Genomic DNA, 14035 nt, shown 5'->3' with positions numbered 1-14035 from the left:
AAGGCGGCGGGGCATTTTTGTAGACGCCTCTTATATCACAATTTCCAATAACGCGTCAGTAAGGCAACGGCAGTTGCGAAGCGAGCGATGCACAAGTCGGAAAAATACGGCACAATAACCGGCTACATCAAGAAGGCGTATCCCGCACACGTAAACAACGGAATCGTTCAATGCTAAAGATCTATAACACCCTGAGTCGCCAGAAAGAGGAATTTAAACCCATTCATGCCGGTGAAATCGGTATGTACGTGTGTGGAATCACGGTTTACGACCTCTGTCATATCGGCCATGGGCGTACCTTTGTGGCATTCGACGTGGTCGCGCGTTACCTGCGTTACGTGGGCTATAAGCTGAAATACGTGCGTAATATCACTGACATCGATGACAAGATCATTAAACGTGCCAACGAAAACGGGGAAAGCATCGAAACGCTGACCAACCGGATGATCGCCGAAATGCACAAAGATTTTGCCGCGTTGGGTATTCTGCCGCCGGATCTCGAGCCGCGCGCCACGCGCCACATCGCGGAGATCATCGAACTGGTCGGCAAGCTGATCGATCGCGGCCATGCCTACGTGGCGGATAACGGCGACGTGATGTTTGATGTGCTGAGCGATAAAGATTACGGCGCGCTGTCGCGTCAGGATCTCGAACAGCTGCAGGCCGGGGCGCGCGTGGAAGTGGCGGAAGTGAAGCGCAACCCGATGGACTTTGTGCTGTGGAAAATGTCCAAAGCCGATGAGCCGGCGTGGAACTCACCGTGGGGCAATGGCCGTCCGGGCTGGCACATTGAGTGCTCGGCGATGAACTGCAAACAGCTTGGCACCCATTTCGACATCCACGGCGGCGGTTCAGACCTGATGTTCCCGCACCATGAAAACGAAGTGGCGCAGTCGACCTGTGCACATGATGGCCCGTACGTGAACTACTGGATGCACTCCGGCATGGTGATGGTTGACCGGGAAAAGATGTCGAAATCGCTCGGCAACTTCTTTACCGTGCGCGATGTGCTGCAGCACTACGATGCGGAAACCGTGCGCTACTTCCTGATGTCCGGCCACTATCGCAGCCAGCTCAACTACGGCGAAGATAACCTGAATCAGGCACGCGCGGCGCTGGAGCGCCTGTACACCGCACTGCGCCATACCGATGCCAGCGCGACGCCAGCCGGCGGTGAGGCGTTTGAAGCTCGCTTCCGCACCGCCATGGACGATGATTTCAATACGCCGGAAGCTTACTCGGTGTTGTTTGATATGGCGCGTGAAGTGAATCGTCTGAAGGGTGAAGATAAAGCCGCTGCCGATGCGCTGGCCGCGAAACTGCGTCAGCTGGCCGATGTGCTGGGCATTCTGCAGCAGGATCCGGAGCAATTCCTGCAGAGTGGCGCACAGGTCAATGCCGATGAAGTGGCGGAGATTGAACACTGGGTGAAAACCCGCGCCGATGCGCGCGCCGCGAAAGACTGGGCGCAGGCGGACATCGCGCGTGACAAGCTGAACGAGCTGGGCGTCATCGTGGAAGATGGCCCGCAGGGGTCAAGCTGGCGCCGTAAATAACAAAAAGGGCGAACTGCGGTTCGCCCTTTTTATACGGCTAACTATAACCTATTGTTTATGGGTAATTAACCTGATGCACTTATCGTAGCGGCGCAATTCATTGCGCAATAAATTGCGCCGCTACAGGTCCGGATTTGCCTGGTAAAAATCAGGCCACAACCGTTACGCGCTGACCGGCAAACTCAACCGTCTGACCGGGAAAAATCTTGCAGCGCTTACGCGTCTCAATAGCACCATCGACGCGCACTTCGCCTTCGTCGATCACCGCTTTGGCCTGCGCGCCGCTCTCCACCCAGCCTTCCAGCTTCAGCAGATCGCATAAATCAACGTGCGCATGTTTACCCAGTGAAAAACTCGCCATTATGCCTGCTCCACGTCGTGATACTGCTCGCACGCCAGCAGCGTGTTCTCGATCAGCGTGGCGACCGTCATCGGGCCAACGCCACCCGGTACGGGAGTGATGTAAGCCGCGCGCTCAGAGGCTGACGCAAAATCCACATCGCCGACCACTTTGCCGCTTTCCAGCCGGTTAATGCCGACATCAATCACAATCGCACCCGGTTTAATCCAGTCGCCCGGGATAAAGCCCGGCTTACCGACTGCCACTACCAGCAGGTCGGCATGCTCGACGTGATGGCGCAGATCTTTAGTGAAACGGTGAGTGACGGTGGTGGTGCAGCCGGCCAGCAGCAGCTCCATGCTCATCGGGCGACCAACGATATTCGATGCGCCAACCACCACGGCGTTCAGGCCGTAGGTATCGATGTTATAGCGCTCCAGCAGCGTCACGATGCCGCGTGGCGTACACGGACGCAGCTTAGGGGCGCGCTGGCACAAACGACCGACGTTATAAGGATGGAAGCCATCAACGTCTTTATCCGGCGTGATGCGCTCCAGCACTTTGACATTATCGATCCCGGCCGGCAGCGGCAACTGCACCAGAATGCCATCGATAGCGTCGTCATTGTTCAGCTCATCGATCACCTCCAGCAGTTCAGCTTCGCTGGTGTTGGCGGGCAGGTTATAAGCGCGCGACACAAAACCGACCTCTTCGCAGGCGCGGCGTTTGTTAGCAACATAGATCTGCGATGCCGGGTTTTCACCGACCAGCACCACGGCCAGGCCAGGGGCGCGTTTGCCGGCAGCGAGACGCTGCTGCACTTTTTCGGCAACCTCAAGGCGCACCTGCTGCGCAATCGTTTTACCGTCAATAATTTTTGCTGCCATCAGAGAGGAAATCCATCTGTAGAGAGTTAAATCGGGGATGGCGCCTATTCTGTCAGAAGCGCGTGCGGCTGTCAGTCACAGATTCGTTTACGCGACCGGTTTCCCGATTTTTCGCCGTGGCGCGCGCAATGCTTAGCGCGTATTATGCCCGCCAGGCAATGATGTGGAACACGTGATGATTTGGTTGATGCTCGCCACGCTGGCGATAGTGTTTGTTGTGGGATTTCAGCTGCTGACCGCCGGTTCGCGCCACGCCGCGCAGGCGCTCAGCAAGCGGCTGCAGCTGCCGCCGGTGCATGTTGAATCGCTGCTTGCGCAGATGGGCAAAGAGGCGGCAAACGAGTTCACCGATTACATTCGCGGCGACAACGAAGCGCACCTCAATAATGGCGCGGCAGTGCTGCTGATTTGGCAGGTGCTGATTGTCGATGGCAGCGATGAGAACGCCCAGCGCTGGCACAACATCCTGACGAAAGCGGGCTTCTCCGCTCTGATTTCACGGCAGCAGCTGTTGCTGGCGCTGGGGTTCCTGCGCCAGCTGGAGCCGGACAGCCAGGAGCTGAATGCGTTACGCGAGCAGTATAATGCGCGCTTTACGCCGCAGGGGATTGAACTGGAAGGGGAATCCGCGGAGGTGAGTAATCTGGTCTCGCTGAGCGAGTGGCGTCAGCGTCATTAAGGCGAATTGTTCATTCCCTCGACACTCTGCTGCCCGTTGGCGGCAAAAACGTTGACGCGCCAGCGTGCCGACGTATAATCCGACGCATCTTCTATGCGCCCTTAGCTCAGCTGGATAGAGCACCGGCCTTCTAAGCCGTAGGTCACAGGTTCGAATCCTGTAGGGCGTGCCATTCTCTCTTCTTTTAACCTCTCCTGAAGTCTACAAAATCCCTTAAAAACAAGCATTTTATCTAAATCAGCGTCTGCTGAGGCACAGCCTTATCTGCTGGAATCTACATCATTCTGGGGGTACATTTGGGGGTATCTCCCGTTCAATGAAATGAGATACCCCCAAAATGAAGCTAAACGCCCGTCAGGTCAGCGCTGCCAGATCCAAAGATAAACCCTACAAACTGTCCGATGGCGGTGGGTTATATTTGCTCGTTCATCCCGGTGGCTCATGTTACTGGCGACTGAAGTACCGATTCTCAGGCAAAGAAAAACTGTTATCACTGGGGGTATATCCTGAGGTCCCTCTTGCTGATGCCCGGGCAAAACGTGACGAGGCGAAGCGCCTGCTCGCTGCAGGACAGGATCCGGGTGAGGTAAAGCAGGCTGAAAAGCAGGCACAGCGTGTAGCCGTCACCAACAGTTTCGAAGAGCTGGCTCAGGAGTGGCATGCGCACAAGCGTGAGGGCTGGTCTAAGGGCTATGCGGACGACATTCTCGAATATCTGCGCAAAGATGTTTTCCCCTGGATTGGCAGGCGTGCCATTACTGACATCAAAACGACCGACATGCTTTCCGTACTGCGTAAGATGGAACAGCGTGGCGTTCTGGATAAGCTGAAGAAAACCCGGCAGGCATGCCGACAGATTTTCACCTATGCAGTGATTACCGGCAGGGCAGAACAGAATCCGGTTACCGATCTCGCCGGCGCACTGAAAGCGCCAAAGCAAAAGCATTTCCCTCATCTCACCGCTGACCAGCTGGGTGACTTCCTGCGCGCGCTCAGCGGCTATACAGGCAGCAGAGTGACGCAGTATGCCACAAGGCTGCTGATGCTGACCGGCACGCGCACGATTGAATTACGGGCGGCTGAATGGGCTGAATTCGATCCGGATAAAGCCCTGTGGCAGATTCCGGCGGCGCGAATGAAGATGCGTCGCCCGCATATCGTTCCGCTGTCCAGTCAGGCGCTGGCTTTGCTTGAAGAGCTAAAACAGCTGACCGGGCGCGGTCGCTTTGTTTTTCCCGGGCGTAACGACGCAGGAAAAACAATGAGCGAAGCCAGTATCAATCAGGTGATCAAGCGCATCGGTTATGACGGAAAAGTCACCGGGCACGGCTTCCGTCACACCATGAGCACGATTCTTCATGAGCGGGGCTACAACACGGCGTGGATTGAAACGCAGCTGGCTCATGCTGATAAAAATACTATCCGGGGGGTCTATAACCATGCCCAGTATCTGGAGGGGCGCCGGGCGATGCTTCAGTGGTATGCCGACTTTCTCGAATCGCAGGAAAAGGCAACAGCCCGAATTCCGGCAGGCATGCCTCAGAGTACGGATGGCTGGCTCTGAACGAACCCGTAGACCCATTGAGTAGACGATAGTAGACTTTATAAGAACAAAAAACAGCCAGCGAGTGTGGTGGCTGAAATCAGAAAACGTTTGAACATCTGCCTCCTCATCTACTCACTATCGCTGACGAATGCTGTGCGTCATATGCAAAAGATTAACTTCGAAGAACTGGATAAAGAACACGCTGAAGCCGTGCATTTCACGGATGCCATTGAGGTTATTGCTGAAGCCAGCAAACGCACAATGTGTGAGGGTGCACTGTTGATGGTGCGGGCTATGCGAGCCTTTAAAGGTGAATATCCTCATAACCTGTGTGAGTTTCGCTTTTACCGCTATTCGCGTGACCAGGGCTTTACATCCGATAAAGACCTGGAAAATAAAAGTTTAAAATTTCTCAGCAAAATTGCGAGCGGGTGTAAGTTTCCTCAGGCATCCGCTGGGGTTGGTTCCGATATTTATCTGGTGGAGGGGTTCCAGATATACGAAGGGTTCTATTTCAAAAAAACAGAGCTGATCCTTTTTCTGCTCCATAATGACATGGCTGTTCCCGTCGAATTCTCCGACGGTCTCTCTGCTGCGATTAAGCTCTACGAGCAATATAAGAAACTGAGTCGTAAAGGGGCGGATAATGCATCAGCCGATCCCCTGTCGGCTGACGAAGCTATAACTGCTCTGGCCGCTGAGCCTGTGAAATGGGGGCGTTTCGCTGGTAAGGAAACGGCGCTGATGATGATTGCTGGTCTGGCTGTAGCTCTTGAACAATCCGGCGGTCGTTATTTGAGAGGGGCCAGACTGAACAAGAGTGCAGTCGTTGAAGCCGCGAGAAAGGCGATCAATGAGTATGGAAAGGGGACAGAGATAACCAGTAAAGCGATGACAGATTTACTCAGAGCGGCGCTGAAAAGCCATATTGTTAAAACAGAACCCTGAACACTTCCAGTTTCGGCCCATCAAGCCGGAGAGACTTCCAAAACTGTTTCTGCAGACTTCCAAATCGGCTTTCACTTCGGGAATGCCAGCAAAACACTTCCAGTTAGTTTGTTTACACTTCCAGTTATTTCACCTCTGCTTCCACATCTCCCTCTTTTTTCTTGCTGAAATAGTCCTGTAAACCACACGAGGAATCAGGAGGTCACTATGTCTGAATCACTTATCCGCCTGTCAGAAGTTCAGCGTCGCACGGGCTACAGCAAAGCCTGGCTGTATCGCCTGATGAGTGAAAAACGTTTCCCTTTGCCAGTCAAAATTGGCGCCCGCGCGATTGCGTTTATCGAAAGCGAGATCGATGCGTGGATTGAAGAACGCATCAATGCGTCACGCTCAGCTACACCATCTTTAAACGCCGATAAAACCCAACACAACGGGAGCGCAAATGCATACAAAGCCTCTTCTAAATCAGAATGAAAATAACTTGCGCGCTCTTGCGATGGATTAATTGCACTATCACCCTCGCTGTCGCGGCGGCTCTGATTAAAGACTGATTCGGAGTAACAGAAATGATTGGTAAAAAAATGACTGCCTTAACTGGCAGTGCCCAGACTCACCCTTCATCCAGCCATAAGGCGGCTCCGGGGGACAGAGCAGAGAACATTGCAGTTATCAAGGCGGCCATTGCCATAACTGGTCAGCCTTTGGTTTCTATACCTCTGGACTGGAGCTCTTTGCGAATGATGCGCTTTATCCATGCAGATACAGACGCATCGCCATCCAATTTGATTGCCTGTTTGATCCCATCTTCTAAATTGGGTTCAACACGTAGCGCGATCTGCTTGTTACCCTTGGCTTTAATATCTTTGGTTGACACTTGTCTGACACCTGGTTACTTTTTAAGTGTTAGTAAGTGTATGACACGTGCATACCAAAAGACAACGCCCCGACAGTGCTTGGAACCACTGTCAGGGCGTCTGACCAAACCGTTAGTTGGAGTAACAGTTATGGCTGTGAACAAGCATACCCAAACTCGCCCCAAATATCAGTATCGCTTCCTGACCGTTTCGCGTCAGGACCGGTCTGTATCCCCGCTCCGTCTCTGCGCCGGCGCCGGCTCAGAGCAGGATATCCGCTGCCTTGCCCTCTTTCCCGCGGACCCGCTGCCCGTTCAGGAGGCCCAAAATGCGTGAGCCCATGGATTTAGATCAGGCGGAATTTCAGGCCGAGATGGCCACCTCGCTGTTTGAGGTGATTATGGACAAGGCCTGTCAGGAATGTTCCCCCCAGCTGCGGCATCTCATCAGCCTGGCCTGCGACATCAACTTTGAGATTTACCGCGCGCTCAGGGCTGACGGAGGAAAGCACCATGATCAGTAACGTGAAGTTTAACGAGCTGGCCGGCCGGGTGGAGGCGCTCACTGCGCGCGTCGGGGACCTGGAGGCCAGCCTGAACGCGCTGGTGGATTCACAGGGCGGCACCATTCCGCCCGGCATGGCGCCGGTCAGCACGCTGGCGGCGGAGTTTGGCATCTCGACCAAAAAGGCGGAGGAGCTGGCAAAAAACGCCGGCGTGATGCTGGTGCGGCACAGGGCCGGAGGCTATCTGGTGCCGGACGAAAAATTCCGTGAGGCGGCCCGTCTGGTGCTGCGTGCGGCCAAACGGAAGTACGGCTCGGCGTACTGGTACCATCCGCTGATTGGCAAATTCCAGATGAGCGGAGGGATACCGAAATGAGCGTGACGGAAACGGAGACGGAAACCCTGTCTGACGCGCTGTTCACCTGCATCTACCTGTGGGTGAATGGTCATCCCGTTGATAAAAAAGCGGCCCGTGAGGCCGCCTCACGGCACCGCGATAAACATTCCTGCTACGGCCGGCTGGCGCAGAAAATGAAGGACTTTGTGCCGGGCAGCGGCATGAGCTATGAAGCCCTGTGTGAGGCAGGCTTCTGCCAGACAGACGAAAGGAAGCAGCGTCAGACGCGGATGAACCTGATTGCCGGTTACACCGGCGGGGAGGCCGTCAAGGCGCTGCTGTGTGATTCAGAACGTATCAACCGCCTTTTTCCCGCCGGTAAAGAGCAGCCGGCAGCTCCCCGCCAGGCGGGGCTGTCCCTTTCCCAGATGGGGCCCAGCCAGCGCGGCGGGGTGCTTCTTGAGCATTACAGCGGGCAGCTGGCGCTGGATGCTGATTCAGACGTGGTGCATCACTATAACGGCATCGTCTGGCAGCCGCTGAGCGACCGGGCGCTGGCGCGCCAGATGGCGGCCATTTTTATCGACAGCGAAACGGCCTATTCCATGCCGGCCATGAAGAATGCCGTCGACGCCATGAAGCTGAGCCTGCCGGTGATGGGAGCGCCGTCCCGCCATCTTGTCGGTTTCCGTAACGGAGTGTTCGACACCCGGCAGGGGATTTTCCGCCCGCACGACCCCGGTGACTGGCTGCTTATCGCCAGCGACGTCACCTTCACGGCGGCGGTGCAGAACGAGACGCTGGCCGGGCACGCGCCTGTTTTTCAGCAGTGGCTGAACGGGTGCGCCGGGCATCATCCGCGCAAGGCCGACCGGATACTGGCCGCCCTCTATATGGTGATGGCCAACCGCTACGACTGGCAGCTGTTCCTTGAGGTCACGGGGGCGGGGGGAAGCGGGAAAAGCGTGATGGCCGAAATCTGCACCATGCTGGCGGGGAAGGGCAACACCGTCTCAGCCAGCATGGCCGCGCTGGAGAACCCGCGCGAGCGCGCGCTCATCGTGGGGTACTCGCTCATCATCATGCCGGACATGACCCGCTATGCCGGCGACGGTGCCGGCATCAAGGCCATTACGGGCGGGGACAAGGTGGCGATCGACCCCAAGCACAAGCCGCCGTACTCCACGCGCATCCCGGCCGTCATTCTGGCCGTCAACAATAATGCCATGACCTTCAGCGATCGCAGCGGGGGCATATCGCGGCGCCGGGTCATTTTTAACTTTTCACGGGTCATCCCGGAAGACGAACGCGATCCGCTGATGACGGCAAAGATAGAGGCTGAGCTGCCGGTCATCATCCGCCACCTTCTTACCCGCTTTACGGACCAGCAGGAGGCGCGTCAGCTGCTGTCTGAACAGCAGACGTCTGAGGAGGCCCTGACCATCAAGCGCGAGTGCGATTCGCTGGTGGATTTCTGCGGTTACCTGACCGCTTCACCGCAGTGTGACGGCATGTTTATCGGCAACGCAGAAATTGTTCCGTTCAGCCCGCGTCGCTATCTCTATCATGCCTACATGGCTTACATGCGGGCGAACGCGCTGAGCAAGCCGGTATCGCTCATGCGGTTTGGCACAGACATGCCTGGCGCCCTTGCCGAACATGGAAAACTGTATGAGAAGAAAAGGACAAAGCAGGGCATGCGCTCAAACCTTACGCTTACCCCCGAGGCTGAAGAATGGTTGCCTCATTGTACTGGTAAAACAGGAGAAAAATTAAATTAATTAAAAAAGTGTTCACCAGTGTTCACTCTGTAGAAAAATATTTATTTATCATAATATTAAAGGGTGAATACTTTTTCTTTAAGTGTTCACCAGGTATTCACCTGTTCACCTTTATGCCTTCCAGGGTGACCACCAGGGTGAACACTCGGTGAATACTATTACTCAAAGCATTCACCATTTAATTTATTGATAAGCAATATAAAAACAGCAAAGGTGAACAGGTGAACACTTAAACCACTATTCTTTTTTTTCGTGCGTTTGAAAACGTTGCTGCTCTGAATTTTACGAATATCAGAGGCCTTAGGTGTCAGCCAGCTTAGAGACTGATGTAAACGGCAACGTCTAAAGTTTCAGGTGCCATTTCTCACCTTAAGCGTTTTAGTAAACTCAATCCTTATGACTGTCGCGTTAAAAGAACTGATGGCCCACTGATGCCCCGCCATCGACAAAGAGGGGCTGGCCGGTTATAAAGCCGGCATCCTGTGACATCAGAAAAGCAACAGTAGCCGCAATTTCGTCTGGCTTGCCAAATCGCCTCATTGGTACTCCCCTGAGATAGCGCTCTTCACCTGCGCTGCCTGGCGGGTTATTCGCCCGAAAAAGCTCTGTTTCAGTCGGCCCCGGTGCCACCGCGTTCACCGTAATACCTGTCTGAGCGAGTTCCAGTACCCAGTTACGGGTGAAGCTGATCAGAGACGCTTTTGCAGCGGCATAAGCTGTCCGTTCAACACTGCCAAGCACCGTCAGGCTGGAAATATTGATGATTCGCCCCCAGCCCCGGTCTTTCATGCCGGCGAGAATGGCCTGTGTTCCCTGTACAGCGGGATAGAGATTGACGCGTATAACGTCTTCGAAAGTCTGTTGTGTCTGCCTGGCGTTGGAAAGATCTGCGCTGATTAAGCTTGCAAATGTAATGAACCGGCATTAGGCACCACAGGAAAGAGTTATGCGATGTTGACCTGGGCTGAACATAACTGACGGCGCTCAGCATGACAAAGTGAACGTTGAATCGCATTTTTTTACCGCTTACGCTTGTCATAATAAATAACTCAGCAAGAATGAACGGTGAAGGCAAAAAAAAATATGTTTCACCCCACTTCGGCCCCTGGCGGGCCTTTTTTGCCTCCAGTCCCCCTCACTGCAAGGCGTAATACACGTTGCCAGATTCAGGAGCATACCGGCCATAAAGCCGTTGTCCCGGAAGGTCAGGGCCACTGGCCTGCCATCAGTTCATGAAAGTAAAAACTGAAAGCTAGAGAAAATTTGATTTCTGACAATCCCCCACTTACCGCAATTCGCCCTGAATCTGCGTTTTCATCCCCCAGTGGCTGATGCGTCAGGCGAGCAAAAAATGCGTCCATTACGGCAGGCGGGTTATTATGGCGGAGGAGAGGAATCATCAAAGCTGAGAGGGACATGAGCATAAATGATGTCATCGCGATGGCCAGATAACGGACATACTACTGGTCCGGCACACAGCGAATGTCTGAACCTGCGTTACCGCTTAAAATCCGGCACTTTTTTAGGTGTTCTGTCCCAGAAAAAAAGCAGGACGTATGAAAAATCGTGAATAAGCGAGCGCGCCCGGCGAGTACTGGTATGGCGGCATTCGGGGGACAACACTGGACAGTTTTCATGCATGAACTATTATTCAGATACCATGCCGCAGTGATAAGCATGATGGACCTTCAGTACTCTCTTTACAGCCCGCTCAGCGCGGGTTTTTTTTGCGCTGCCTGTTTTTACGCTGAAGATTTTCACTCCCACCTGCCACATTAAACGCCTACTATTCGCCCCAGCCCGGACAGGGGGGCGGATGATTATCGCAACATTCACCTGTTATGCCGTTCATTCAGTCAGACGTTTCCCCGTATCAACGTGATGCTGTGATAATTAAGGGCCAGCTATGGCAGGCCCGGCTGGTGGGTTATCCTGGTTTTGTCTGTGCATTAAGAGTGTGTTAACCACCATTGTTAAGACAGGAGGCGGGAGGTCACCGTGCCCCCCGTAGTTAAATCAACGCGTTTTCTCGCCGTCTTGTTGCTTGTACGTTGCGAAAGGGCTCTTCTGCAGAGGAGCTGAGTGGCAGGTATGAATCAGGGATGTCAGTCTGACTTCAGCACATTCGTAATCTGTGGCGCAGCATCAAAAAACTGATAAGACCCATCACGGCGTGCTTTCGCCTGGTACATCGCGACATCGGCGTTATCCAGTAACGTTTTGGCGGATGCCGTGCCGAATTGCGCAAGGCTGATGCCAATTGCGGCACCCACGCGCACTTCCATTTTATTGATAGTGAAAGGTTCTGCCAGGCTCTCACTAATACGCTGGGCAATGGAGGATGCCGCCTTGCGGTTAGTGCACCTCGCGGCTATGACAAACTCATCGCCGCCCAGGCGCGCCACAGTGTCGCCCGGACGCATGCATTGATCGAGTCGCTTACTGACCTGTTGCAATAACGTATCGCCCGCGGCGTGCCCCATGGTGTCATTGACTGCCTTGAATCCATTGAGATCAAGAAAAAGGACGGTTGTGTAGTCTGCATCTTCATGCTGTGCGAGCATCTGCTCAATTCGGGTATTGATCCACGCACGATTGGGTAACCCGGTCAGCATGTCGCGGGTTGCCATTTTCTCCAGCCTTTCCATCCGCTCTTTATCGCGAGTGATATCACGTGAAACCAGCACTGCGCCGATGTTCTTGCCCGTCGAAGGGTTACTGACACCGCAGGCTTTGGTGCCAAGGGTAAGATAATAACCATCCCGATGCCGTTTTCTGACTTCCACCACGTCTGGCAGGATACCTCCACTGAAGATGTGCTCCAGCGCTTCTGTCGCGGGGCCCCGATCGTCAGGATGCAGAAAATCAATTACCCGCTGCCCGGTCATTTCATCTGCTGACCAGCCCATCATTGCGCTGTATGACGGTGAGACGGATACGTACCTGCCGCTGGCATCACAATGGGCGATAAGGTCAGTGCTGTTTTCAATTAACAGGCGGTATTCCGCTGCCGTGCGCAGTGCGTCCTCAAGCGCTTTACGCTGACCGCTGATATCCAGAATAAACCCCTGATAATGAGAGCAATCAGGCGGAGGCTGACAATGTGGCAGGCCAGAAAAAATCACCCGTCGCATTTTTCCATCGAGACAACGGATCGGTACTTCAATATGAAACGGGGTTACGCCTTCAAGCGCAGCCGTCAATTGCTGTGCAATTTTTGCATCATCGTCTGCCTGCGCAAACTTCAGCCATGCGCTGAGGGTGACTCCTTTCAATGCAGGTATCAAACCTTCAGGGTATTCCTGGCTGGTAATGCAAACGCCCTGGTCGTCCGTGGTCCAAACAGCGGAAAAAGTTGATGTAATAACAGTGTCCAAGGTGATCGTCTCCGATGTTTGTTGACGAAACTAAACGCGCTCAATCTCCGTCAGTGCCGCCGTCGGTAACCCGCATTGCTGCCCCGAAAACCAGATGGGAAGAGCGGGAGGGGTTTTCGTTATGTGACGCTCCGGCAGGAGCAATGGCGTATTCTGCATTCTGTTTACTCACTCTTGCAGCCGTACTTTCTACCCGCAGTGATGAGTGAGAGTGAGTTGTAGCACGCTATACGTTCAGGTGATGTGACTTACATTATCGGCGCATGTGGAAACAACCTTTAACGGCACGACCGTAAACTATAACCGGACTCTCAGGAGATAGATATTCACCCCTATGGTTAATTATCATTTGGGTGATCGTCGTACAATATCTGGCTAATTCGTGAATGATTGGCTGGCTGCACTGTCAAGGCGCTGTTCTTAAGCCCCGTTGATAAGCGAGCACGCATCAGTTGGGTGCCCGCGTGAAGAGACGGATCCCTTTAACATAACTGTTGGCAGGATCTGTTACATTCCATAGGATCTGTGCGATACCGTCATCACTATTACCCCTGTGCTAGCGCCTGATGTTAGCAATGCCTTGGAAACCCGCATCGATTTGCACCCATGGCATCATCAGACCGCATTGTTTCAGTCCTGTCCGAATCAGCAACGTGCGTCTGATTTTTTTTGACTTCCGCGGGGGGGTGATAACTGGGATGATTTTATGCCAGGGAGTCGCTACCATAAACGCAGTTCATGTGATTCAAAACAGTGACGCTTGCAGGTATGGCCATCGCCATCAGGCCAATTGTCCGACCGTTAACCGGAGCAACCGTTGTGGTTATGAACAAACCTACCCAGACGCACCCTAAGTACCAGTATCGCTTTCTGGCTGCTTCACGCGAGGACCGGTCCGCTCTCCCGTTCCGTCTTTGTATTGTGGCGGATTCAGAACAGGAAGCCCGCCGCATTCTGGCCCCCTACTTTATCCTTTCTTTGTTGGGGCAGCAGCCTGCAGATGAAGGGGAAATGTGTAAGTCCATGAATTCCTGATTTGTCATCCATTTCCTGCACGACCTTAAGGTGGTGCGTCAGGTATACATAATGATTTCAGGAGCGACCGGATAAAGAAAAGGAAAAACTCAGCTGCTGCAAAACCGCGCCTGAAGGATCAGGTGGTGCAGCATAATGCATCAGTGAAACAGGCGTGGCGGTGCCACTTGTATCTCCTGTAATAATTAGG

Annotated in this window: 13 protein-coding genes, 1 tRNA gene and 1 pseudogene; 10 read left to right on the top strand and 5 right to left on the bottom strand. The window is 53.9% G+C overall.

Annotated features, from left to right (window positions below; translation table 11 throughout):
• Positions 1–170: 170 nt before the first annotated feature.
• A complete protein-coding gene (cysS, locus tag C1N60_RS14845; protein WP_021508630.1) occupies positions 171–1556 on the top strand; it encodes a cysteine--tRNA ligase in 1386 nt (461 codons plus the stop codon).
• Between the two features lie 148 nt (positions 1557–1704).
• Here cysS and ybcJ read toward each other — a convergent pair whose 3' ends face one another.
• Both ybcJ and folD read right to left on the bottom strand, forming a co-directional pair.
• Positions 1705–1917: a ribosome-associated protein YbcJ gene (gene ybcJ, locus C1N60_RS14840; protein ID WP_010618497.1), complete on the bottom strand. Its 213-nt coding sequence runs from the start codon at positions 1915–1917 to the stop codon at positions 1705–1707.
• Complete coding sequence (gene folD / locus C1N60_RS14835) at positions 1917–2783, bottom strand: bifunctional methylenetetrahydrofolate dehydrogenase/methenyltetrahydrofolate cyclohydrolase FolD (protein ID WP_394521046.1); 867 nt, start codon at positions 2781–2783, stop codon at positions 1917–1919. Before folD ends, ybcJ begins: the two co-directional genes overlap by 1 nt.
• Positions 2784–2958: 175 nt before the next feature.
• Between folD and C1N60_RS14830 the strand changes: the two genes are divergently transcribed.
• The 5 genes and pseudogenes from C1N60_RS14830 to C1N60_RS14810 form a co-directional block, all read left to right on the top strand.
• Positions 2959–3462, top strand: coding sequence for a DUF1198 domain-containing protein (locus C1N60_RS14830; protein WP_262264315.1), 504 nt, complete (start codon positions 2959–2961; stop codon positions 3460–3462).
• Positions 3463–3557: 95 nt separating this feature from the next.
• Positions 3558–3634, top strand: a tRNA-Arg gene (locus C1N60_RS14825).
• A 165-nt stretch (positions 3635–3799) separates the two neighbouring features.
• Entirely contained in the window at positions 3800–5026 is a 1227-nt protein-coding gene (locus C1N60_RS14820; RefSeq protein ID WP_394521045.1) for a tyrosine-type recombinase/integrase, read from the top strand.
• A 144-nt stretch (positions 5027–5170) separates the two neighbouring features.
• On the top strand, positions 5171–5956 hold the full coding sequence (locus C1N60_RS14815; RefSeq protein ID WP_394521044.1) for a hypothetical protein: 786 nt from the start codon (positions 5171–5173) through the stop codon (positions 5954–5956).
• A gap of 207 nt (positions 5957–6163) precedes the next feature.
• Positions 6164–6346, top strand: a pseudogene (locus C1N60_RS14810) (helix-turn-helix transcriptional regulator); the annotation flags it as partial.
• 304 nt (positions 6347–6650) lie between these two features.
• Here C1N60_RS14810 and C1N60_RS14805 read toward each other — a convergent pair.
• The gene (locus C1N60_RS14805; protein ID WP_264249170.1) at positions 6651–6830 is read right to left on the bottom strand and encodes a hypothetical protein; all 180 of its coding nucleotides are present in this window, start codon (positions 6828–6830) and stop codon (positions 6651–6653) included.
• 308 nt (positions 6831–7138) lie between these two features.
• On the opposite strand from C1N60_RS14805, the gene C1N60_RS14800 reads away from it, so the two are divergent.
• The 3 genes from C1N60_RS14800 to C1N60_RS14790 are packed head-to-tail and all read left to right on the top strand — an operon-like array spanning position 7139 to position 9433.
• Complete coding sequence (locus tag C1N60_RS14800; RefSeq protein WP_021509672.1) at positions 7139–7333, top strand: hypothetical protein; 195 nt, start codon at positions 7139–7141, stop codon at positions 7331–7333.
• On the top strand, positions 7323–7691 hold the full coding sequence (locus C1N60_RS14795) for a hypothetical protein (protein ID WP_275027875.1): 369 nt from the start codon (positions 7323–7325) through the stop codon (positions 7689–7691). The genes C1N60_RS14800 and C1N60_RS14795 overlap by 11 nt, the downstream gene beginning before the upstream one ends.
• On the top strand, positions 7688–9433 hold the full coding sequence (locus C1N60_RS14790) for a DNA primase family protein (RefSeq protein ID WP_394521043.1): 1746 nt from the start codon (positions 7688–7690) through the stop codon (positions 9431–9433). The genes C1N60_RS14795 and C1N60_RS14790 overlap by 4 nt, the downstream gene beginning before the upstream one ends.
• A gap of 408 nt (positions 9434–9841) precedes the next feature.
• On the opposite strand, the gene C1N60_RS14785 is transcribed toward C1N60_RS14790, so the two are convergent.
• Both C1N60_RS14785 and C1N60_RS14780 read right to left on the bottom strand, forming a co-directional pair.
• Positions 9842–10276, bottom strand: a complete 435-nt coding sequence (locus tag C1N60_RS14785; RefSeq protein WP_394521757.1) for an SDR family oxidoreductase — start codon at positions 10274–10276, stop codon at positions 9842–9844.
• 1262 nt (positions 10277–11538) lie between these two features.
• Entirely contained in the window at positions 11539–12810 is a 1272-nt protein-coding gene (locus C1N60_RS14780; protein ID WP_394521042.1) for a diguanylate cyclase domain-containing protein, read from the bottom strand.
• 768 nt (positions 12811–13578) lie between these two features.
• Between C1N60_RS14780 and C1N60_RS14775 the strand changes: the two genes are divergently transcribed.
• A complete protein-coding gene (locus tag C1N60_RS14775) occupies positions 13579–13845 on the top strand; it encodes a host cell division inhibitor Icd-like protein (protein WP_394521041.1) in 267 nt (88 codons plus the stop codon).
• Positions 13846–14035 lie beyond the last annotated feature (190 nt).

Source organism: Pantoea sp. SGAir0184 (assembly GCF_043544755.1).
The sequence above is the reverse complement of the archived record's forward strand: the minus strand, read 5'-3'. Positions and strand labels throughout refer to the sequence as shown.